The 20,725-nt window shown below is 71.9% G+C and carries 20 protein-coding genes and 10 pseudogenes; 4 read left to right on the forward strand and 26 right to left on the reverse strand.

The genetic code is table 11. The features are described from left to right. Positions 1-40: 40 nt before the first annotated feature. A pseudogene (locus ACZ8AI_RS14880) lies at positions 41-1,436 on the reverse strand (L-serine ammonia-lyase). A 54-nt stretch (positions 1,437-1,490) separates the two neighbouring features. After that, positions 1,491-1,682 carry a PspC domain-containing protein gene (locus tag ACZ8AI_RS14885; protein ID WP_464858858.1) on the reverse strand — a complete coding sequence of 64 codons (192 nt, stop codon included), beginning with the start codon at positions 1,680-1,682 and terminating at the stop codon, positions 1,491-1,493. 134 nt (positions 1,683-1,816) lie between these two features. Between ACZ8AI_RS14885 and ACZ8AI_RS14890 the strand changes: the two are divergent. Then, positions 1,817-2,631 (forward strand): annotated as a pseudogene (locus ACZ8AI_RS14890) (shikimate 5-dehydrogenase). A gap of 75 nt (positions 2,632-2,706) precedes the next feature. Here the strand turns inward: ACZ8AI_RS14890 and ACZ8AI_RS14895 are convergent. The 7 genes and pseudogenes from ACZ8AI_RS14895 to ACZ8AI_RS14925 form a co-directional block, all read right to left on the reverse strand. After that, a complete protein-coding gene (locus ACZ8AI_RS14895; protein WP_464858859.1) occupies positions 2,707-3,150 on the reverse strand; it encodes an SRPBCC family protein in 444 nt (147 codons plus the stop codon). Between the two features lie 2 nt (positions 3,151-3,152). Next, positions 3,153-4,600: pseudogene (locus tag ACZ8AI_RS14900) on the reverse strand (phytoene desaturase family protein). Positions 4,601-4,676: 76 nt separating this feature from the next. After that, positions 4,677-5,351 carry a hypothetical protein gene (locus tag ACZ8AI_RS14905; RefSeq protein WP_464858860.1) on the reverse strand — a complete coding sequence of 225 codons (675 nt, stop codon included), beginning with the start codon at positions 5,349-5,351 and terminating at the stop codon, positions 4,677-4,679. A gap of 553 nt (positions 5,352-5,904) precedes the next feature. Beyond that, positions 5,905-6,300, reverse strand: a pseudogene (locus ACZ8AI_RS14910) (GNAT family N-acetyltransferase); the annotation flags it as partial. Between the two features lie 224 nt (positions 6,301-6,524). Further along, positions 6,525-7,310 carry an ABC transporter permease gene (locus tag ACZ8AI_RS14915; protein ID WP_464858861.1) on the reverse strand — a complete coding sequence of 262 codons (786 nt, stop codon included), beginning with the start codon at positions 7,308-7,310 and terminating at the stop codon, positions 6,525-6,527. Positions 7,311-7,485: 175 nt separating this feature from the next. After that, positions 7,486-7,728: pseudogene (locus ACZ8AI_RS14920) on the reverse strand (ABC transporter permease); the annotation flags it as partial. A 73-nt stretch (positions 7,729-7,801) separates the two neighbouring features. Then, complete coding sequence (locus ACZ8AI_RS14925) at positions 7,802-8,626, reverse strand: ABC transporter ATP-binding protein (protein WP_464858862.1); 825 nt, start codon at positions 8,624-8,626, stop codon at positions 7,802-7,804. A 58-nt stretch (positions 8,627-8,684) separates the two neighbouring features. On the opposite strand from ACZ8AI_RS14925, the gene ACZ8AI_RS14930 reads away from it, so the two are divergent. Then, positions 8,685-9,338 carry a TetR/AcrR family transcriptional regulator gene (locus ACZ8AI_RS14930; protein ID WP_464858863.1) on the forward strand — a complete coding sequence of 218 codons (654 nt, stop codon included), beginning with the start codon at positions 8,685-8,687 and terminating at the stop codon, positions 9,336-9,338. Here the strand turns inward: ACZ8AI_RS14930 and ACZ8AI_RS14935 are convergent. The 13 genes and pseudogenes from ACZ8AI_RS14935 to ACZ8AI_RS14995 form a co-directional block, all read right to left on the reverse strand. After that, positions 9,325-10,368 carry a glycine betaine ABC transporter substrate-binding protein gene (locus tag ACZ8AI_RS14935; RefSeq protein ID WP_464858864.1) on the reverse strand — a complete coding sequence of 348 codons (1,044 nt, stop codon included), beginning with the start codon at positions 10,366-10,368 and terminating at the stop codon, positions 9,325-9,327. The two genes, ACZ8AI_RS14930 and ACZ8AI_RS14935, sit on opposite strands and share 14 nt — an antisense overlap. Then, positions 10,365-11,129 (reverse strand): annotated as a pseudogene (locus tag ACZ8AI_RS14940) (ABC transporter permease). The gene ACZ8AI_RS14935 and the pseudogene ACZ8AI_RS14940 overlap by 4 nt, the downstream one beginning before the upstream one ends. Next, positions 11,126-11,539 carry a CBS domain-containing protein gene (locus tag ACZ8AI_RS14945; RefSeq protein WP_464858865.1) on the reverse strand — a complete coding sequence of 138 codons (414 nt, stop codon included), beginning with the start codon at positions 11,537-11,539 and terminating at the stop codon, positions 11,126-11,128. The pseudogene ACZ8AI_RS14940 and the gene ACZ8AI_RS14945 overlap by 4 nt, the downstream one beginning before the upstream one ends. Then, entirely contained in the window at positions 11,536-11,736 is a 201-nt protein-coding gene (locus ACZ8AI_RS14950) for a hypothetical protein (RefSeq protein WP_464859266.1), read from the reverse strand. Before ACZ8AI_RS14950 ends, ACZ8AI_RS14945 begins: the two co-directional genes overlap by 4 nt. A 336-nt stretch (positions 11,737-12,072) precedes the next feature. After that, positions 12,073-12,526 (reverse strand): annotated as a pseudogene (locus ACZ8AI_RS14955) (ATP-binding cassette domain-containing protein); the annotation flags it as partial. Continuing rightward, complete coding sequence (locus tag ACZ8AI_RS14960) at positions 12,513-13,139, reverse strand: ABC transporter permease (protein WP_464859224.1); 627 nt, start codon at positions 13,137-13,139, stop codon at positions 12,513-12,515. The pseudogene ACZ8AI_RS14955 and the gene ACZ8AI_RS14960, both read right to left, overlap by 14 nt. Before the next feature lie 152 nt (positions 13,140-13,291). Beyond that, positions 13,292-13,780: a mycothiol transferase gene (locus ACZ8AI_RS14965; protein WP_464858866.1), complete on the reverse strand. Its 489-nt coding sequence runs from the start codon at positions 13,778-13,780 to the stop codon at positions 13,292-13,294. Positions 13,781-13,817: 37 nt separating this feature from the next. Next, positions 13,818-13,973, reverse strand: a pseudogene (locus ACZ8AI_RS14970) (mycothiol transferase); the annotation flags it as partial. 109 nt (positions 13,974-14,082) lie between these two features. After that, positions 14,083-14,694, reverse strand: a complete 612-nt coding sequence (locus ACZ8AI_RS14975; protein WP_464858867.1) for a DUF6197 family protein — start codon at positions 14,692-14,694, stop codon at positions 14,083-14,085. A gap of 61 nt (positions 14,695-14,755) precedes the next feature. Then, positions 14,756-15,154, reverse strand: a pseudogene (locus ACZ8AI_RS14980) (phosphotransferase); the annotation flags it as partial. Between the two features lie 7 nt (positions 15,155-15,161). After that, complete coding sequence (locus ACZ8AI_RS14985; protein ID WP_464858868.1) at positions 15,162-15,632, reverse strand: hypothetical protein; 471 nt, start codon at positions 15,630-15,632, stop codon at positions 15,162-15,164. Positions 15,633-15,776: 144 nt separating this feature from the next. Next, positions 15,777-16,115: a hypothetical protein gene (locus ACZ8AI_RS14990; RefSeq protein ID WP_464858869.1), complete on the reverse strand. Its 339-nt coding sequence runs from the start codon at positions 16,113-16,115 to the stop codon at positions 15,777-15,779. Beyond that, on the reverse strand, positions 16,112-16,435 hold the full coding sequence (locus tag ACZ8AI_RS14995; protein ID WP_464858870.1) for a TetR family transcriptional regulator: 324 nt from the start codon (positions 16,433-16,435) through the stop codon (positions 16,112-16,114). Before ACZ8AI_RS14995 ends, ACZ8AI_RS14990 begins: the two co-directional genes overlap by 4 nt. Positions 16,436-16,510: 75 nt before the next feature. On the opposite strand from ACZ8AI_RS14995, the gene ACZ8AI_RS15000 reads away from it, so the two are divergent. Continuing rightward, positions 16,511-16,933 (forward strand): hypothetical protein, encoded by a 423-nt coding sequence (locus tag ACZ8AI_RS15000; protein WP_464858871.1) that lies wholly within the window; start codon positions 16,511-16,513, stop codon positions 16,931-16,933. A gap of 1,032 nt (positions 16,934-17,965) precedes the next feature. Here the strand turns inward: ACZ8AI_RS15000 and ACZ8AI_RS15005 are convergent. From ACZ8AI_RS15005 to ACZ8AI_RS15015, 3 genes and pseudogenes are all read right to left on the reverse strand, one after another. Then, positions 17,966-18,115: a hypothetical protein gene (locus ACZ8AI_RS15005; RefSeq protein ID WP_464858872.1), complete on the reverse strand. Its 150-nt coding sequence runs from the start codon at positions 18,113-18,115 to the stop codon at positions 17,966-17,968. A gap of 47 nt (positions 18,116-18,162) precedes the next feature. Further along, positions 18,163-18,567 carry a SpoIIE family protein phosphatase gene (locus tag ACZ8AI_RS15010; protein WP_464858874.1) on the reverse strand — a complete coding sequence of 135 codons (405 nt, stop codon included), beginning with the start codon at positions 18,565-18,567 and terminating at the stop codon, positions 18,163-18,165. 525 nt (positions 18,568-19,092) lie between these two features. Beyond that, positions 19,093-19,872 (reverse strand): annotated as a pseudogene (locus ACZ8AI_RS15015) (ThuA domain-containing protein). Positions 19,873-19,995: 123 nt separating this feature from the next. Between ACZ8AI_RS15015 and ACZ8AI_RS15020 the strand changes: the two are divergent. Further along, positions 19,996-20,385 carry a DUF3817 domain-containing protein gene (locus tag ACZ8AI_RS15020; protein WP_464858875.1) on the forward strand — a complete coding sequence of 130 codons (390 nt, stop codon included), beginning with the start codon at positions 19,996-19,998 and terminating at the stop codon, positions 20,383-20,385. A gap of 73 nt (positions 20,386-20,458) precedes the next feature. Here the strand turns inward: ACZ8AI_RS15020 and ACZ8AI_RS15025 are convergent, their stop codons facing one another. Then, positions 20,459-20,713: an NADP-dependent isocitrate dehydrogenase gene (locus ACZ8AI_RS15025; protein ID WP_464858876.1), complete on the reverse strand. Its 255-nt coding sequence runs from the start codon at positions 20,711-20,713 to the stop codon at positions 20,459-20,461. Positions 20,714-20,725: the final 12 nt, after the last annotated feature.

The following is a 20,725-nucleotide window of genomic DNA, read 5'->3' on the forward strand; positions in this document are numbered from 1 at the left end:
ACGCCCGGCGGCCGTCGGCTGCGGCCGTCAGCGGCGGCCGTCAGCAGAGCGGGACGTTCACCGCCAGACCGCCCATCGCGGTCTCCTTGTACTTCGTCGACATGTCGGCCCCGGTCTGGCGCATCGTCTCGACGACCTGGTCGAGCGACACGTGATGCACGCCGTCGCCCCGGAGTGCCATCCGGGCGGCGTTGATCGCCTTGTTCGCCGCGATCGCGTTCCGCTCGATGCACGGGATCTGCACGAGGCCGCCGATCGGGTCGCAGGTCAGCCCGAGGTTGTGCTCCATGGCGATCTCCGCCGCGTTCTCGACCTGCTCGGGCGTCCCACCGAGGACCTCGGCGAGGCCGGCGGCCGCCATCGACGCCGCGGAGCCGACCTCGCCCTGGCAGCCGACCTCGGCGCCCGAGATCGACGCCCGCTCCTTGTAGATGGAGCCGATCGCACCGGCGGTGAGCAGGAACTGCACGACGGTGTCGTCACGGTTCGCCGGGGTCACGGTCGGCACGTAGGTGAGGGCGTAGTACAGGACGGCGGGGATGATCCCGGCCGCACCGTTCGTCGGTGCGGTGACGACACGGCCGCCCGTGGCGTTCTCCTCGTTGACGGCCATGGCGATCAGGTTCACCCACTCCATCGCGAAGAGCGGGTCGTGCTCGGGGTCGTCGCGGGTGAGCTGGTCGTGCCAGTTCGCGGCGCGACGGCGGACGGTCAAGCCGCCGGGCAGCGTGCCGGAGCGCTCGACGCTCCGGTCGACGCAGGACTCCATGACGTCGTGGATGCGCAGCAGCGCGTCACGGACTGCGTCGGTGCTGCGCGTGGCGGTCTCGTTCGCCAGGGCCACACCGCTCACCGGCAGCCCCGATGCCGAGCACGCGGCGAGCAGCTCGGCGCCGCTCGAGAACGGGTACGCCACGGCGTCGTCGACGGGGATCGCGGCCTCGGCCACGTCGCCGCCGCGGTCTTTGGCCACGTCGCCCCCGCGATCGCTCGTGATGAAGCCGCCGCCGATCGAGTAGTACGTCTCCTCGACGAGGGTCGCTCCCGAGGCGTCGTCGGCACGCAGCCGCATCGCGTTCGGGTGCCGCGGAGCATCGTGAGGGGTGCAGGACGATGTCCGCCAGCCGGAACGGCACCGTGGCGCCGCCGACGAGCCGGAGCACCCCGGTCGCCTCGAGTTCGGCGAGCGCGGCGGTCATCGCGTCGGGGTCGACGGTCTCCGGGTCGGAGCCCATCAGACCGGCGACGACGGCCCCGAGGGTGCCGTGACCTTGCCCGGTCGACGCCAGGGAGCCGTAGAGGTGGACGGCGACCGACGCGACGGGGGCGTCGACGAGCTGCGCGGCGAAGGCGGCACCGGCGCGCATCGGCCCGACGGTGTGGGAACTCGACGGACCGATCCCGATGCTGAACAGATCGAATACGGAGACCGGCACCACGCCACACTAACCCGTCCGGACGGGGGACCGGTCAGCGGCCCCGGCGCGGGATCAGCGCCGCGAGCCCTGGTTCGGCATGAGGATCCAGAGGACGACGTAGGCGATCCAGAGCGGGCCGGGGAAGAAGCTCAGGACGACCCAGGCGATGCGGACGAAGGTGCGGGACCAGCCGAAGCGGTCGGCGATGCCGGCGCAGACCCCGGCGAGGAGTCGACCCTGGCGCGGGCGGGTGAGTGTGCTCATGACGTCGACGGTACGGACCGGTCGACCCGGACCACATCCGGGGGACACCCTGATCCGAGGTGGGAGAACCCCACCTTTGTCCCCACCCGTCGGTGTGGACCGCTCCATCGGCATGTTGGTGGGAGACTGGAGCCATGCCCATCCTCAACAAGGACATGCAGGTCTGCATCTCACTCGCCGCTCGGCCGAGCAACATCGGCACGCGGTTCCACAACTTCCTCTACGACGAACTCGGCCTGAACTTCGCCTACAAGGCGTTCACGACGACCGACCTGCCGGGCGCCGTGACCGGCATCCGCGCCCTCGATCCGCGGCTGCTCCGTGTCGATGCCCTTCAAGGAGGCGATCATCCCCCTCGTCGACGTCGTCGAGGAATCAGCGGCCGCGATCGAGTCGATCAACACCGTGGTGAACGACGACGGGGTGCTGACGGCCTCGAACACCGACTACGAAGCGGTTGCGTCGTTGCTCGCCTCGCACGCGGTCGACCCGTCGGCGAGCGTCCTGTTGCGCGGCTCCGGGGGGATGGCGAAGGCCGTCACGGCGGCCTTCCGGGGCGCGGGCTTCGACGAGCTCACCATCGTCGCTCGCAACGCGGACGCCGGGCCCGCGCTGGCGCGCCAGTACGGGTACGAGTGGGTCGCCGACGAGCGGGATGCGTCCTCGGCGGACGTCGTCGTGAACGTCACGCCGCTCGGCATGCGCGGCGATCAGCAGGACGTGCTGGCCTTCGAGGAAGAACGGATCGAAGCGGCCGAGACGGTGTTCGACGTCGTGGCGTTCCTCCGAGACACCGCTCGTCCGCGCCGGCCGCACCATGGGCAAACGCGTCATCACGGGTGCCGAGGTCATCGCGCTGCAGGCAGCACGGCAGTTCGAGCGGTACACGGGCGTCGCCCTGACCGAGGACCAGGTCCGACGGGCGAGCGAGTTCAGCCGCGCCGAGTGACGGCGTCGCGGACGTGACCGGGTGATCGGACCGGAGGCACGGTGCGGGCCCGCCCCGCGCCTCCAGTCCGACTCGTCACCCGTTCTCGGCGCGACCCGCCGCGACCCACCCGAGTCGCCGCAGCGTCTCGCGGTTCCGGATCCAGATCATCGGCTGCATGATCACGTTCGGGACGTACGCGCCGGGCCCCTCGACCGGGTTCTCGACGATCGTGACCTCGCAGCCACGCGGGTGCGGCTCGACCGTCAGCGCAACGCGTGCCTCACCGATCGGCCAGCCCTTCGGCTGGATCACCATGCGGTGCGGCGGGTCCCACACCAGCGACGTGGTGACGTCGTTGATCACGAACGGCCACGACCCGAACGAGTGGTGCAGGCGGGTGCCGACCTGCGGCCAGCCGCGCTCTTCCTTCCGCATGCGGGAGGCCCCGACGACCCAGGTCGTGTAGAGCCAGCCGTCGCCGAGCACGTCGAAGACGGCCTCGGGTGTGGTGTGCAGGATGCGGACGTTCTTCGCCATGGTCACTCCTCCGGTGCGAGTTCGACGTCTTCGGGAAGCCCGAACGTGTGGCGGAGGGCACTCCGCGCGGCGTGCCAGCCGGCCATCCCGTGCACGCCCGGGCCGGGCGCGGACGCCTCGGAGCACAGGTACATGCCGCCGCCCATCCGCCACGGATCGGACGACAGCAGGGGTCGCTTGACCAGCTGCCAGAAGCTCGCGGCACCCGCCGCGATGTCCCCGCCGACGTAGTTCGGGTTGTACTCGGCCATCTGCACGGCGGTCCGGCTGCTCGACTGCAGGCGGATCGTGTCGCGGAAGCCCGGCGCGAAGCGCTCGATCTGCCGCGTCACGGCCTCGGTCTGGTCCACGTCCGACCCCGCGGGGACGTGCGCGTACGCCCAGAAGACGTGCTTGCCCCTCGGGGCGCGGCTCGGGTCGACCACGGTGGGCTCGGAACCGAGCACGTACGGCCGCTCGGCGTGCTGGCCGCGGGCGACGGCACCCTCGGCGGCAGCGATCTCCGCGCGCGTCCCGCCGATGTGCACCGTGCCGGCCTTCCGGAGCGCCTCGTTCGTCCACGGCACCGGGTCGGACAGGGCGAAGTCGACCTTCGACGCCGCGTTGCCGAACCGGAAGCGGCGGAGCGCTCCGCGTCGGGGCGTGGGATCTGCTTGCCGGCGATCCGGAGCATCCCGGGGACGTTCGTGTCGAACAGCACGGCCTTCGCCGGGGTGAGGTCGGCGAGCGAGCGCACCTCGCGCCCGGTCTCGATCCGGCCGCCGTGCGCGACGAGGTCAGCGGCGAGCGCGTCGACGATCGCCTGGCTCCCGCCGATCGGCACCGGCCAACCCCGCGCGTGGGCGTAGGCGCCGAGCGAGAGCGCGGCCGCAGCGGTCGCCAGCGAGGGCAGGTGCTGGATCGAATGTGCGGCGACACCCGAGACCATCGCGGGGGCGACCTCGTCGCGGAAGCGCAGGTTCCAGGCGCTCGTGCCCTGCTCGAGCGCGCGCAGCCCGAAGCGCAGCACGCTCAGCGGGTGCCGCGGCACGTGGAGCAGGGCGTCGGTGGCGAAGTCGGCGACCTGGTCGGCGTTGTCCGACAGGGGTCGCATGAGCTGGCGGAAGGCCCGTCCGTCGACACCGAGCTCTTCGGCAGTGCGGTCGAGGTCCTGGTACGCGATGCCGGCACGGCCGCCGTCGAGCGGGTGGCCGTACTGCACCTCGGGGAGCCGGAGCTCGATCCGGTCCTCCAGGCGGAACAGCCGGAAGAACTCGGACTGCAGCGCCATCGGGTGCACGGCGGAGCAGACGTCGTGCAGGAAGCCGGGCAGGGTCAACGGGGACGTCCGGGCACCGCCGCCGATCGTGTCGTTCCGCTCGACGACCTCGACGGACAGCCCGGCACGAGCAAGGGTCACCGCGGCCGCCAACCCGTTCGGTCCGGCTCCGACGACCACCGCATCCACCATGCCTCCGAGCCTAGGGTTCCCCGACTGCGCGTGGTCTCGGTCAGGTCCCAACCGACCGCTGCGCGCGGCGGTCGGATCAGGCGCGTGTCGAGTCCGGGTCCGCCGGGTCCGTCCCGTCGTCGCCCGCGTCCGCCGCGTCCGGCTCGTCGGCGTCCGCCGCCGTCTCAGACCCGACGGGGTGCTCGGCCAGCAGGACGGCGAAGTCCTCGTCGAGCATCTGCTGCAGACGGTCGTCGCGCCCGACCTCGTAGTCGTCGGCTGGCCGCTGCGCCCAGCCGAGGCGCCCGACGACGGTGGTCCCGATGTCGTCCCACGCCCGAGCCCGGGCCGCCAGGACGATGCCGTCGACGAACCCCTGGTCCGACCGGCGCTTGTCGAGCATCTCGGCGAGCTTCTCGTACGTCGCCTCGCGCGTGCGCAGCTTGAGGTCGTCGCCGCGCCGGTAGTCGTGTTGGTGCCGCGAGCGGCCCTTCTGCTTGCTCGACTTCGACCGGATGTCGCGCATGCGCTCGGCGTCGCCGCGCTCTTCGTCGGCCATCCGGTGCAGCTCTTCGCGCGCGGCCTCGGCGATGACCGCGTGGTCGAAGTACCCCTGGTCGCGCAGGGCGTTGGTGATGATCCGGTTCGCCACGGCGATGGTGACGGCGGCCTTCGCGATGAGGAACCCCTCGTCGACGGCGCGCTTCAACTCGACCTGGCTGATGGGTCGGTCGCGCACGTCGTGCTTGTTGCGTCGTCCGAACAGGGCCATGGCATCGACGATACCGGCGTCCGGTGACCTCCTCCGTCCGCAGGTGGACCCGGATCAGGCCCTGGAGGGACGACTCGCCTCGGCGAGGTCCGTAGCGTCAGAGCATGGCCACGTACTCGGAATCGCCCCGCACCGGACTCGGCACGGCGAGTCTCGTCCTCGGGATCTGCTCGCTGCTCGCCGGCTGGACGTTCGTCGCCCCCGTCGTCGGGCTCTGCCTCGGTATCGCCTCGCGGAGCCGGGAGCCGTTCGCCCGGGGACGTGCGGGCTGGGGGTCTTCCTCAACCTCGTCGCGCTCGCGGTGTGGGTGCTGCTCATCGTGCTGCTGGTGGTCGGCGGGGCGTTCGCGGTGTGGCAGGGCGCGACGCAGGGGTCCTGACGCCGCAGTCGTGACGCGGGTCGCACCCCTCTGCGCACATCGCGCCCCGCCACCCGCGGGCGCGATGTCCGCACGGGGGTGCGATGTCGGACGCACCGCTCCGCGACGTGCCGGACGCACCCACTGCGACGTGTCGGGCGCACCACCCCGCGACGTGCCGGACGGACGCACCTTTCAGAACACCAGCCCGTACACGGCCACGTCGACCCGCTCCGTCCCGAGGGGCAGCGCGCTCCGCAGGGTGCCCTCCTCGGTGAAGCCGAGCCGCACGGCCAGGCCGCGACTCCGCTGGTTGTCCACCGCCGTCCGGAGCTCGACCCGCGCCGACCCGCGTACCCGGGCGACCCCGACGAGGACGGTGGCGGCGCGGCGGACGGCACCCCGTCCCTCCAGGCCCGCGTCCACCCAGTAGCCGAGCGATGCCTGCCCGAGGTACGGGTCGAAGGCGAGCGAGGCGGCTCCGACGATGCGGTCGTCCAACCGGAGGACGCAGGGGAGCGCGCGGTCCATGGCGTACTGGCCGAGCAGGTGCTCGGTGTGCAGGACGGCGGTCTCGAGGGTCTGCGGCCGCCAGGCCCACGGTTCGGCGGCACGGAGACGGTCGAGGGTTCGCGAGCACGAGCTCGTGCAGGGGCTGGACGGTCGACAGGTCCCGCAGCGTCAGCGTGTACCCGTCCCCGAGGTCCCGCCCGAATGCCGCCACGCTCCGACCCTAGGCACACGACGACGCCCCCGTCCGGCGTGGACGGGGGCGTTCGCGTGATCGGGATCAGCAGCGCGGCTGGCGCGCTCCGCTACTCGTAGCGCAGTGCCTCGATCGGGTTCTGCCGGGCCGCCCGGCGTGCCGGGAGCGTGCCCGCGAGGAACGCGATGAACATCACGACGAGGATGATCGTGATCACCGACGACGGGGCGAACTGCATGATCTGCAGACCCGGCAGGTCCTTGAGGACGCTGCCGGCGAGGACGTTCGAGATCCCGGTGCCGAGCAGGATTGCCACCCCGGCACCGATCGCGCTGCCGAGGAACCCGATGAACACGGCCTCGAGCGAGAACAGCGTGTAGACCTTGCCCCCGCCCATGCCCATGGCCTTCATGAGCCCGATCTCGCGGGTGCGCTCCTGCACGCTCATCAGCAGGGTGTTGATGATGCCGAAACCGGCGGCGACGAGTGCGATGACGGCGAAGGCGTTGAGGACGCCGACGATGCCGCTGATGACCGTCTGGAACTGCCCGAGCTGGTCCTGGATGGTCTGGCCCGTGTAGCCGTCCTTCGACAGCGCGCTCTTGACGTCGGACGCGTCCGCGCCGGAGTCGAGCGTCGCGGTGGCGCTGGCGTACGAGGTCGCGATCGACGCGGGCTTGCCGGTCTCCTGCGCCGCCTGCATCGCGTCGGTGAGGGCGGCGTTCGCCCCGGCCCCGCCACCGAACAGCGACTCGTTCTGCACGCCCACGACCGTGGCGGTGAGGGTGTGCTCCTTGCCCTGGTAGTCGTCGACGGCCAGCGCGAGCTCTTGCCCGACCGCGGCCTTCGCGTTGCCGAGGCCGAGGTTCTTCAGGTAGTTCGTCGGCAGGAGCACCTGGTTGCCGGCGGAGGACGAGTCGTCGAGCTGCTTGCCGGCGGCCAGGTCGGCGTCGAGCTCGCCGGCGTTCGCAGCGACGTCGACGACGTACTTGCCGTCGCTGCCGTGCTCGACCCACCTGGTGCTGGAGCGCCACAGCGGGACGGACGGCCTTGATGCCCGAGACCGACTTGATGGTGTCGACGTCGGACTGGGACAGGTAGGCGAAGGACGCCGGACCGCGGTTGACGCTCTGGCTGGACTCGTCCGGGTCGTACTTCGCGGGGCCGCTGTCGGTGGAGGCCTCGACGGTCTTCGTGATCGTCAGGGAGCCGGTGTCACCGATGGAGGCGACCTGGGTGTCGATGTAGTTGCTGACGCCGGTGCCGATCGCCGAGGTCAGCGTGATGGTGAAGGCACCGATGAAGATGGCGATGACGGTGAGCGTGGTGCGGAGCTTCTCGACCGGAAGGTGTTCGACACCGCGGTCTTCAGGAGGTCGAGGAAGTTCATGCGGAGTGCCTTCCGTGCGAGGCCGACCCCGCCGACTCGGACGCGCCGGGCGCGCCGACGCCGGGCGCGCCGACGCCGGGCGCGCCGACGCCGGGCGCGCCGACGCCGGGCGCGCCGGGTGCGCCGACACCGGGTGCGCCGGACGTCTCGACGATGAGTCCGTCGCGCACGTTCACGCGTCGGTCGCACCGCTCGGCGAGCTCCTCGTCGTGGGTGACGACGACGAGCGTGATCCCGCGCTCCCGCTGCAGCCCGAAGAGCATGTCCTCGACCACCTCACCGGTGTTCGTGTCGAGGTTGCCGGTCGGCTCGTCGGCGAAGATGACGCTCGGCTCGCCGACGAGCGCACGGGCGATGACCACACGCTGCTTCTGGCCGCCGGACAGGTCGTTCGCGTCGTTCTTCGCCTTGTCCGCCAGGCCGAGGGCGTCGAGCGCCGCCATGCCCCGACGCTTCCGCTCGGCGCCGGTGACGCCCGCGATCTTCAGCGGCAGCACGACGTTGTCGAGCACCGAGGTCTTCGGCGTGAGGAAGAACTGCTGGAACACGAAGCCGAAGGTGCTGTTCCGCGTGCGGTTCACCTGCCGGGCGCTGAGGGTCGCCGCGTCGGTCCCGTCGAGCAGGATCTGCCCGGCCGAGGGCTTGTCGAGCAGCGCGAGCAGGTGCATGAGCGTCGACTTGCCGGAGCCGGACTTGCCGACGATGGCGAGGCTCTCGCCCTGGTGCACCTGGTAGGACACCCCCTTGAGGGCGTCGAACCGCGTGGAGCCGCGGCCGTAGGTCCTGGCGAGGCCACGGGCCTCGAGCACGGGAGTGGTCATGCGCCCACCGTACTGTCCGGTGCACGACTGCAAGTTTGCATCTGCTGTAAGTGTGGGGATGTTCGGGTTACAGTCAGCCTCATGCCCGACACCGCGCTCCGCCTCCGAACTGGGCCTCCGCGACCGCAAGCGCATCGAGACCCGAGGGCGCATCGCTGAGTCCGCTCGCTCGCTCGCACTCGAGCAGGACATCGACCACACCACGATCGAGCAGATCGCCGCCCGGGCGGACGTCTCGCCGCGGACGTTCTTCAACTACTTCGAGAGCAAGGAGGACGCCGTCCTCGGGCACACCGAACTCGACCTCCGGCCGGAGACGCTCGAGGCCCACCTCGAGACGGTGGCGGGGGAGCCGGCGGCGCAGGCGGTCGTGGACCTGGCGTTCCTGGTGTTCGGGGAGTCCTTCGGCGACGAGGACGAACGGCTCGCCCGGAAGGCGGTGATCGTGCGCTTCCCGCAGCTCATGCGGCGGCAGGTGTCGCGGATGACGACCGTGGCCGAGGCCATGACCGGTGCCGTCCGCACGATCCTCGAGCGGGACCCGGCGTGGGGACCGGACGCGGCGACCCCGCAGGCGGCCGAGATGCTGCTCGGGATGTGCATGACCGGCCTGCGGAGTTCGGCGCGGCACGAGGGCTCCGACCCGGAGACGGTGCGGGAGCGGGTGGTCGCGATGATCCGGGACACCGCCGGCCGCATCAGCCGCGGGTGATGAAGCCCTCCTTGACCATCCAGTCGAAGGCCACGTCCGCGGGTTCGCGCCCCTCGACGTCCACCTGCCGGTTCAGCTCCTGCAGCACCTCGTCGGTGAGCTTCGGCGAGATCTGGTCGTAGATCCCCTTCAGCTGCGGGTACTCCTTCAGGGTCGCCGAGTCGAGCACGGGTGCGACGTTGTACGCCGGGAAGAAGCCCTTGTCGTCCTCGAGCACGGTGAGCCCGAGCGACTTGATGCGGCCGTCCGTGGTGAACACCTCGCCGAAGTTGCACTTGCCCCGGTCGGTCGCCGTGTACACGGTGCCGGTGTCGAGGATGCTGACGTTGCTCGTCGGGATGCCGTTGTCGCCGGAGCCGCCGAGCTCGAGCCCGTACTTCTCGAGCATCGGCTTGAACCCGTCGGCGCGGGAGTTGAACTCGGACTCGACGCAGAACGTCCGCTCGCTGACGGGCAGCTTGGTGATGTCGGAGAGGGTCGTGACGTCCCCGAGCTCGGACACGGCCTCGTCGCGGACGGCGAAGGCGTACGTGTTGTTCATCGGCGCCGGCTTGAGCCACGTCAGCCCGTTGCCGGCGTCCTCCTTCTTGACCGCCTGCCACTGCTCGGTCTTGTCCGGGATCCCCTGGGCGTGGCCCATGAAGGTCAGCCAGGCCGTCCCGGTGTACTCGTACGTGAAGTCCGCACCGTGCGACGTCATGAGCTCACGCACCGCGACGCTGCCGGGCACGTTGGTCTCGTCGGTGACGTCGAACCCGGCGGCCTTCGCGGCGAGCACCGCGATCTTGCCGAGGACGAGCTGCTCCGTGAAGTTCTTCGACGTGACGGTGATGTGGGCGCCGTCCGGCAGGTCGTCGATGCGCTCGATCGAGCCGGGGCCGGCCGCCGGCACGAACGAGGTCGCGGGCTGCAGCCCGCAGCCGGTCAGCACGAGGGCGCTCGCCCCCGCCACGGCTGCGGCGGTCGCCAGGCGGCGACGGGCGGACGGACGGGAGGCGCGGCGTGCGTCGCGCAGGTCGTCGTGCGTCATCGGAGTCCCTTCGGTCGTGCGACCGTCTCGACCACACGGCCGAGCCAGTCGATGGACAGGGCGAGCAGGGCCACCAGGAGCGCCCCGGAGACCAGGACCTTCGTCAGGAACAGGGTCACCCCCGTCGTGATGAGGAGCCCGAGGCCACCGGCGCCGACGAAGGTCGCCAGTGCTGGCGGTGCCGACGAGCAGGACCAGGGCGGTCCGGATGCCGGAGAGCATGACCGGGACGCGGCCAGCGGCAGCTCGACCTTGAGGAGCACGCTGAACGCGCTCATGCCCATGCCCCGGCCGGCCTCGACGAGACGGGCGTCGACGCTCTGCACGCCGATCATCGTGTTCCGGAGCACCGGCAGGATGGCGTAGAGCACGAGGGCGACGACCGCCGACCAGGGGTTCAGTCCGAGCCACGCGGCGAGCAGGACGATGAGCCCCACGGCCGGGGCGGCCTGCCCGAAGTTCGCGACGGCGATGACCGCCGGGCTGATCCGGCGGAGCGGTCCGCGGGTGAGCAGGATCCCGAGCGGGATCCCGATGACGAGGACGAGGACCGTGGACTCCGCCGTCAGCAGCAGGTGCTGGCCGGTGAGCTCGAGGATCGTCGACGGGTTCAGCGTGCCGCGCTCGGTGGCGGTGAGGTCGGCGGTCGTGAGCCAGACCACGAAGCCGGCGAGCACCACGAGGATGGCGATCGGCTGGAACAGCAGCCCCTTCCACGAGGTGCTGGCCCCGGTGGCGGGGCCGGCGGCGACTGCGCTCACAGTTCCTCCCCGGTGGGCATCGACGCCGGCGAGGACGGCATCGTCTCGATCGGGTTCGTGTTGGTCCCGACGGGCGTGTAGGCCTGGTCGTCCGAGGCGGCCGCACGGGAGCGGGTGATCGCCTCCATGACCGTCTCGACGGTGATCACGCCGCGGAACGCGTCACGGCGACCGGTCACCAGGGCGGCGCCGGCGCTCGAGACGAGCATCGTGTCGAGCGCGTCGTTGAGGGTCGCGCCCTCGCCGACGACGGGCAGGTCCGGCTCGGTGCCGTCCGGGATGCGGTCGAGACGCTCGAGTGCTGCCGACGCGACGGCCAGCCGATCGGACGCTGGCGAGCGTCGACGACCACGGCGTGCTGGTGGCCACCGGCCTCGTTCATGCGCTGCTAGGACGGCCTTCGCCCTCACCGGGGGAGCACGTCACCGCGGGAGGCGACCTCGACGTCGCGGACCCGGTTCAGCGTGAGCTGCTTGAGGCCGGCGCCGGAGCCGGTGAAGTTCTCGACGAACTCGTTCGCCGGCTCGGCCAGGATCCGCTCCGGGGTGTCGTACTGCACGATGTGCGCGCCCTCGGTGAAGATGACGATCCAGTCGCCGAGCTTCACGGCCTCGTCGAAGTCGTGGCTGACGATGACTATCGTCTTGTGCAGTTCTTCCTGGATGCGCAGGAGCTCGTCCTGCAGGCGCTGCCGGGTGATCGGGTCGACGGCGCCGAACGGCTCGTCCATGAGCAGGACGGGCGGGTCCGCGGCGAGCGCCCGGGCCACGCCGACGCGCTGCTGCTGGCCGCCGGAGAGTTCCCGGGGGTAGGGGGGGGGGGGGGGGGGGGGGGGGGGGGGGGGGGGGGGGGGGGGGGGGGGGGGGGGGGGGGGGGGGGGGGGGGGGGGGGGGGGGGGGGGGGGGGGGGGGGGGGGGGGGGGGGGCCCCCCCTCCCTCCCCCCTTCGCGGTACGTGTCGGGGTCGAGGGAGACCAGGTCCAGGAGCTCGTCGACGCGCGCGGCGATCTTGTCCTTCGACCAGCCGAGCATCTTCGGGACGATGGCGATGTTCGCCGCGACCGTCATGTGCGGGAACAGCCCGCCGGCCTGGATGACGTACCCCATGCGCCGGCGGAGCTCGTCGGCGTCGATGCCGGTGACGTCGTCGTCGCCGACGACGATGCGGCCTCTCGGTGGGCTCGATGAGTCGGTTGATCATCTTGAGCGTCGTCGTCTTGCCGCAGCCGGAGGGGCCGACGAGCATGACGATCTGGCCGGCCGGGATCTCGAGCGTGATGCCGTCGACGGCGGGCTTCGACTGGCCGGGGTACCGCTTGGTGACCTCGTCGAGCAGGATGCTGCGGCCGGTGACGTCCCCGTCGGGAGCGGTGGTGGTGGCGGAGTCAGTGCTGGACACGGATACCTCTCGAGATGGTCAGGCGGCCGAGGCCGATGAGGAGCAGGTCGAGGACGAAGGCGATCAGGACGACGCCGACCACCCCGACCACGACGGAGGAGAGGGCGTTGGCGCCGCCGAGGCGGGACAGCCCGGAGAAGATGAAGCCGCCGAGTCCGGGGCCGAGGGCGTACGCGGCGATGGCGGCGATGCCCATCACCATCTGGGCCGACACCCGGACGCCGCTGAGGATGATCGGCCACGCCATCGGCAGCTCGATCTGCAGCAGGGTCCGGAACCGGCTCATGCCGATGCCGCGGGCGGACTCGACCACGGTCGCGGGGATCTCGGCGAGGCCGACGACCGCGTTCCGGAGGATCGGCAGGGCGGCGAAGAAGACGACCGTCACGACGGACGGCAGCACACCGAAGCCGAGCGGGACGATGAGCAGACCGATGACCGCGAACGACGGCAGCGTCAGGCCGATGGCGGACACCCCGTTGGCGACCGAGGTCAATCGTGGACTGCGGTAGACGAGTGTGGCGAGCACCACCGCGATGACCGTCGCGAGCACCGTGCACTGGACCACCAGTGAGAAGTGCTGCCACGACGCGAACCAGATCTGGTCCTGCACCGCTCCCCGATGTACTGGAACACGCGGAAGCGCCCCTCTCCGGTCGGCCGAAGTGCCCACGGACCGGGGCACAAGTGGGCTCAAACGTACGCATCACGTGTGGTCGTTGTACAACGCACCACGGCGATCCGGACGGCTTCCTGCGCGTTCGGTCAGACCGGAACCCCGGAGGTCAGGCGGCAGGTACGGGGCCGCCCCTGGGAGAACGGTAACGATCCCGAGGAGTGTTCGGCTACGCCCCCGAGGCCGCGGAGGCCCGACTGCTCGGCGAGCTCGACGAGGTGTTCGCGCCACTCGACCCACTGCTCGGGCGATCGCTCGGCGAGGTTGCCGTCCCCGTCACCGGCGAGGCCGTCGAGCATCTCACGCACGATGTCGGCGTGCCCGGCGTGCCGTGCGGTCTCGTACGCCATGTGGACGAGGACGCGGTGCAGCGTCACGTCGCGGTGCCCTTCCGGCCACCAGGACACCACCCCGCGGGCGTCGAGGTCGAGCGCCTCGATCGTGGCGTCGGCGTGCGCGGCGCTGCGGTGGTGGAACGCGACGACGTCGTCCAGGGTCTCGTCGGCCGTCACGTACATGTCCTCGTCGCCGTCGGAGTCGAGCCAGGCGGGCGCGTCCGGCAGCGGCCGCTCGAACACCTCGCCGAAGTACTCCGGCCTGCACGCCCGCGACGTGTTTCACGAGCCCGGCCACGTTCGTGCCGGTGGGCGTCACCGGCCAGCGGGCCTGCCGCTCCGCGAGTCCGTCGAGCTTGCCGAGCAGCGCGGCCCGGGTCTTCTGCAGGTAGCGGTGCAGTGTCTGCTTGACGAGCGCGTCGTCGGTCCGCGGCACCGACCCCTCGTCGGACAGCAGCGACCCGCCGACCGCGGCGATCGACGGGTCTCCGCCCGACCGGGCGGGTGCGGTGCTGGGTGGACCTCGGGGACCGGGTCGGCGCTGCTCATGCCCTCGATCGTGCCACCGCTCGCTCGCGGACGCGCTCCGCCTCGTGCACGGCGACGCGTTCGGCGGTGAGGAGCAGCCCGGCGACCTCGCCCGAGTTGCGCGCGGGGGAGTCGTTCCAGCTCGTCAGGTCGCGGACACGGCCCATCCGGATGTCCGGCGCGGGGCACCACAGCACCGGCTGTCCCTCCTCGACCGCGAGCGCGTGCCACACCAGGTCGAGCGCACGCTGGACCTCCTGCGAGTGCACGGCGTGCGGGCCGCCGGCGGCGGAGACCACCGAGCCGACCAGGCACGCGGCGACGAGGGGCTCGCCCTGCACGTCCATCGCGGCGGCACTCGACGCCTTCCGCATCCGACCGTGCTCGTCGACGTACGCGAACCACGCGTGCTGGATCCACCCCCGCTCGATGACGCTGCGGGCACCGGAGAGCAGGCGCTCGAGGTCGCTGAGCTCTTGCAGACGGGCCTCGACCCGGCGGACGCGCGCTGCCTCGCGACGGGCGGTCAGCCGGTCGAGGAGCCCTCGGAAGCCGGTGCGGGTGGGAACGGACGGGAGTGGAGCGGCGTCGGTGGCGACGTCGTGCTGGACGCGGAACTCGAGGGTCATGACGGCCCCTCCGATCTTCACGTGCACGGAATTGGTGCGGTCACGATAGCCCCGCCCGGACTCAGCCGTCCAGCACTGCGTCGATCGCCCGGCGCGCGGCCGCGCGGAACGTGCGGTCGTCGGACAGGGACAGGGCCGACGCGATGGAGACGGCCCAGCCCCGCGCGCGCTCCCAGGTGTCGTCGTCGGCGGTGACGTGTGCGCGGAAGGTGCGCCGCGCCTCCCGGTCGAGCGTCAGCCAGGCCGTCGCGAGGTCGACGGCCGGGTCCCCCGCCGTCAGGTCGCCGAAGTCGACGACCGCCGCCAGGCGGGTCCCGCCCGACGGTGCCTCCTCGACCAGCACGTTGAACGGGGTGGCAGGTCGCCGCACCCAGACGGGAGGCCCGGCGTACGCGGGCAGGGCGGCCGCCGCCCGCCAGACCGCAGCCAGTTCGCGGGCCCGGGCACGTCCTCGGCGTCGAGTCGCGTCAGGACGGCGTCGCTCCGCGTCGCGAGTGGCACGGCGCGGACCGGGTTGACCGGGGCGTCCTCGGGAGCGGGGACGTGCAGCAGGCCGACGAACGCGGCGAGCGCCTCCGCGACGTGCACCCCGCCGGTGCCCACACCGACCGGCGTGCCGGGCAGCCAGCGGACGACGCTCCAGGACCACGGTAGCCGAGCGCCGGTCGGCCGATCCGCACCGGGTCGGGGACGGGGACGATCGCCGCCACCCGCTGCGCGATCTCCGGCAGCCAGGGCTGCTCGTGCTCGATGAGCGTCGCGGCCTGCTGCGCGCCGGGGAGCCGCACCGCCAGCAGGTCGCCGAGGCGCACGATGACGTTGTCCCAGCCGGCGGCGGCGACCTCGAGCGGCAGGTCGGCGAGGTCGAGGTGCTGGTCGCGGAGCAGCGCGCGCACGAGCGGGACGTCGACGTCGACCTCGGCAGCGGGGGTGGCCATCGGCACAGGCTAGCCCCGGGCCACCGCGGACGGCACCCGTGAACGGGGGCCGGAGTGCTCGCGACGCTCTTGGTATCCTCACAGGGGAACGGTGACGTGGGTGTCCCTGGGGGGGACCCGCGTCGCGTCGGTTCCCGCGTCGTGTCAGTTCCCCGTCGGCAGCGGTGCGATGACGGCCACGAGTCGGGGATCTCCGGCCGCATCCGCTCCGTGACGATCGCGGCGAGGAGCACGGTCCACAGCTCCCGCAGCCGGTCGTACAGGTCGGCACGGTCGGCGAGGACGTCCGACACGGTCTGCACGCCCGTGTACGCGGGGATCACCACGCGTCCGACGAGGTCCGGCTCCCAGGCGGGGTCGACCTCGCCGGCGTCGACCGCCTGCCGCACGAGGCCGGTGACGACGGCGATCCAGTCCGTGTACGGGTCCTGCCGGGCGACGTCGGCCGTGCGCGCTCGGTCGAGGTCGGATGCCGGCGCTCACGACGACCTCGTGGACCATCTGCGACGCCAGGCCCTGCGACATCCACATGAGCACCTCGAGCGGCGTCGAGCCCCGTGCCGCCGCCGCTTCGCCGTACTGCCGGGAGACCTCGTGCTGCGGGCGATGACGGCACCCGCCAGGTCGGCCTTCGACGTGAAGTGGAAGTACAGCGCACCCTTGGTCAGTCCGGCGCGCTCGGCCACGGCGTCCATCGACGCCCCGGTGTACCCGCGTTCGTCGAACTCGCCCGCCGCCGCCTCGATGATCGCGGCGCGCGTGGCGAGCGCCCGCTGCTGCCGCGTCCGACCGTCCTGCGCCATGATCTGACAAGCGTACCCGCGGCCGATCACCGGATCCTCACCGGCGGACTGTCGTACGGTTCCGGGCATGGACGGATGGCGGAACCCCGCGCGCTGGGCCCGAGGCGGGGCGGTGGCTGCTGCTGCCGATCGCCGTCCTCGACTGGGTGGCCCTGGCACCGCAGACGATCGTCGTGCTGGCGTTCCTCGTCGCCGTCGTCAAGCTCGCCGGCATCGCCGCGGCCCTCGTCGCGCACATGCTCCGGCGCGCTCGCGCGGCGCGATGGCCGGCCTCGGTGTCGTGCTGCTGCTCGGTGGCCTCGCGGTGTTCGGCCTCGACCCTGTTCCCGGGGTCGTTCCCGCTCATCGACCCCTGGTGGCCGGAGTCGATCACCCACGCCGCAGGTCGTCGGGAGCGCCTACCGGCAGCTCCTCGGCCTCGGCGTCGAGCTCGCCGGCGTCGGTTTGCTCGCCACCCTGCTCGTCGTCACCCTCACCGCGAAGCCCACCCGCCGCTAGTTGACCGGCATCCTTTCTCGGGATGTCGGATCCGGACCGCGAATGCCGGGAGCTCGTGGTCCGATCCGACATCCGCGCCGAACGGATCCGCCCTCGCGACGCGCTCGAGTGACCGACGCATCGCACGGACTGAGCTGTACCCGGACGCGCGGGCAACGGCGCACTCGTCCTCACCGTCGAGCAACGCGCGGCAGACCGGCAGCGAACACCGCCACCACCGCTGCGGAACCCGTCGGGCGTCCGGACCGAAGTGGCCGCCCGGAAGCGCCGCAAGAGCGTGCGGTCCGTCACGTTCGTGATCCGGGCCAGTTCCCCGACCGGTACCGGCTGTTCGGCATGGACGATCCGCTCGAGCGCACGCAGACTGAGTTCTCCGGATACGGAGGGCGGGTGGTCTACCCCGTCGACGAGCGCCGTGACTGACCACTCCGGGCGAGCGCGTCTCGCTGGGGACCCGCCCGGTGCCCCGGCAGCGAGGTCGTCGAGGAGCTGATGGCGCTTCGCGGACGACCATCGTCGTCGGTGTCCACTGGCTCGAGTTGGAGCGCCGAGGGCAGCGCCGAGACTTCGGGTTCGAGGGGCTCCGAACGCAGCAGTGCCGTAGAACACCCCGGAGTCCGCGAAGGAGTCGGGATCGTCGGACGCCCCGAGGAGCCCCGTCTCCCCGCAGGAGTTCCACGAACGACTCGTCGACCCTCGGTGGTCCCCGAGCCGTCGGGGCCTGCCTGGATGGTGACCTCACCGTCGGACCTGATGAGCGCGGCGTCACCCGGCTCCAGGTACTCGACGACGGATCCTGAACCGATCCGGAGCGGTCGGCCTTCGTCGAGACCCGGACGAACCGGTCCGCCTCGCACGGCACCGCGAGGGTCCAGTCGGAGTGCGCGTCAGCCGGGACCGCGCCGTCGAACCGTACCGCGAGCCCGACGAGGTCGACCATCGTCCGGTACACATCGTGGTCTTGCACGCCACGATCGTGCCGGACCGGGAGGACTCCGCGGGTCCAGGCTCCCACCGCTGTGGACAAGCCGGTCAGCGACGGGCGAGGACGAGGAGCGTGCCGTGCGTCGCAGTCCGGCGGACGTGCTCGACGAGCTCGGCGCCGTCGGCGGTCGTCCGGGCGAGGTCCACGAGCGCGTCGAGGTCGCCGGTACCCGCGAGCACGCCGTCGGTGCACAGCACGATGCGGTCGCCGGACGCGAGCTGCAGGGAGCCCGGGGTCCGCGGGGTCAGTCGCGGGCTGGAGCCCGACCGGCAGGGTCGCGCGACCGCAGCGCCACGGCGCTGCCGTCCGCCCGCACCAGGGCGGCGAGACCGTGACCGGCGTCCCCGTACTCGACCTGGCCCGTCGTCGGGTCGAGCCGCAGGTGGAAGAGCGACCCCACGGTGTCCGCGACGGACAGGTCGGCGGCGACCTGCGCCTCCAGGCCCGGGAAAGCGTCCTCCATCGGGACGTCGGTCCGGGCGATGACCGCTGCCCGCACCGACGCGGCGAGGAGCGCCGAGGCACTGCCCGCGGACGGGATCGCCCCGACGGTGAGGTGGAGTCGCCCGTCGCGGGCGACCCGCCAGTCGGCGACGTCCCCGGCGTCGGCACTCGGCAGCGACAGGACGTGGAGGTCGTGGCCGGGCACCGTGACCGGCTCGGGACGAGGCCGTCGACGACCCGTCGGACGCGGTCGTCCTCGATCGAGTGGCCGAGCTCCCGCTCCGCCCAGCAGGGCCAGGTCGCGGAGCAGGTCGAGGTCCTCCGCCGACAGGGTCCTGCGGCTGCGTCCATGATGCAGAGCGTGCCGACTCTCGTGCCGTCGAGCATCGACAGGGTGCCCCCGCGTAGAACCGGACGCCCTGCTCGGTGACGGCGGCGAGGTGCGCGAAGCGGGCGTCGAGCGTCGCGTCCGGTACCACCATCGGCTCGTCGTCGAGCACCGTGGTCGAGCAGAACACCTGCTCGGCCGGCGCGCTGCCGCCCTGCCGCCAGCCCTGCGTCGACTGCGCCGTCACCAGGCCGTCGTGCACGAGGTTGAGGAAGGTCAGCGGGATCGCCGAACGCCCTGGGTCATCCGGGTGATGCGGTCGAAGCGTTCCTCGGGTCCGCTGCCGAGGACGCCGAGCGCCTCGACGACGGCCGAGCGGTGCGGCTGCGGGGTCGAGCTGTGTCACGTGTCCTGTCTACCCGCCCCGTCGCCGAGGAACCAGTCCCGCGGGTGGGGGTCGGCGGTCAACTCGCGCCGCTCGGACACCGGCGCGGCCCACTGCGCCGCGTTCGACAGCACCCGCTGGATGTCGGGGTGGTGGTACACGGGGTACTCCTGGTCGCCGCGGGTGAAGTAGAAGACCCGGCCGAGCCCGCGACGGTAGGCGACGCCGGAGCGGAACACCTCACCGCCGGCGAACGTCGACAGGAAGACCTCTTCGTCGAGGCGCGGGATGTCGAAGTACTCGCCGTACATCTCCTGGCGCTCGGTGACGATCGGGTGCGGCACACCGGCGGCGATCAGGTGCTCCGGGGCGACGGTCCAGACGAGTTCGCGCTCCCCGTCGTTCCGCCACTTCAGCGAGCACGTGGTGCCCATCAGGCGCTTGAACGGCTTCGAGTAGGCGCCCGAGTGGAGCACCACCAGGCCCATGCCGGCGTGCACCGCGTCCACGGACTGCCGTCACGACCTCGTCGGAGACCTCCTCGTGGGCGGCGTGGCCCCACCAGAACAGGACGTCGGTGGCGGCCAGGCGTTCGGCGGTGAGGCCGTGCTCGGGTTCTTCTGCAGCGTGGCGGTGGAGACCTCGGCGGTGGGCTGGCGCTCGCGGAGCGCGGCGGCGATCACGGTGTGCATGCCGTCGGGGTAGTGCTCGACGACCGTCGCGTCACCGCGGGTCTCGTGCACGTTCTCGTTCCAGACGACGATGTTCAGGGGACGGTTCTCGGTCGGCGTCGACATGCACTCGACGCTACCGGGTGTTTCCCCGGAGCGGTCCGTCACCATGAACGTCATGACGCCACGCTCCCTGTTCCGCGCCGCCGCGATCGCCGAACTCGTGACCTGGACCCTGCTCATCGCGGGATGGTCTTGAAGTACGGGGTCGGCGCCGGAGACTGGGGCGTCCGGATCGGCGGCGGCGTGCACGGGTTCGTGTTCCTGGCGTACCTGGTCGTCACGACGGTGGTCGCGGTGAACCAGCGGTGGTCGGCCGGCGCGCTCGTGCTCGGGCTGGGCGAGGCCAGTCGCGTCCTACGCGACGGTGCCGTTCGAGGTCGCGGTGGCTCGGCGCGGGATGCTCGACGGGCCGTGGCGCCGTTCGCCCGACATCGGTGCCCGGACGGGTTTCTGGGACGGGCTGCTCTTCTTCGTGGTGCGGCGGCCGGCGGTGTCCGCCGCATCGGCGTCGCGGCCGTCGCCCTCGTCTTCGGCGCGTTGCTCGTGATCGGTCCGCCCGTGCCGTCCCGCGCCTGAGACGGACGCAAAGACGGACGGGAGGCGCGTGCCAGCTGGCACCGCGCCTCCCGTCCGCCACTGGTCCGGCTGGTTACAGGGCGGCCAGGACTGCGTTGAGCGTGGCGGACGGGCGCATCACGGCGCTCGTCTTGGCGTCGTCCGGACGGTAGTAGCCGCCGATGTCGGCGGGGTGCCCTGGACGGACACGAGCTCGTCGACGATCGTCCGTTCCTGCTCGGCGAGCGATGAGCCGACCTCCGCGAACGCCGCTCCGAGCTCGGTGTCCTCGGTCTGTGCCGCCAGTTCCTCCGCGCCCAGTACTTCGCGAGGAAGAAGTGGCTGCCACGGTTGTCGATCG

The sequence above is a fragment of the Curtobacterium sp. AC273 genome (genome assembly GCF_979253735.1).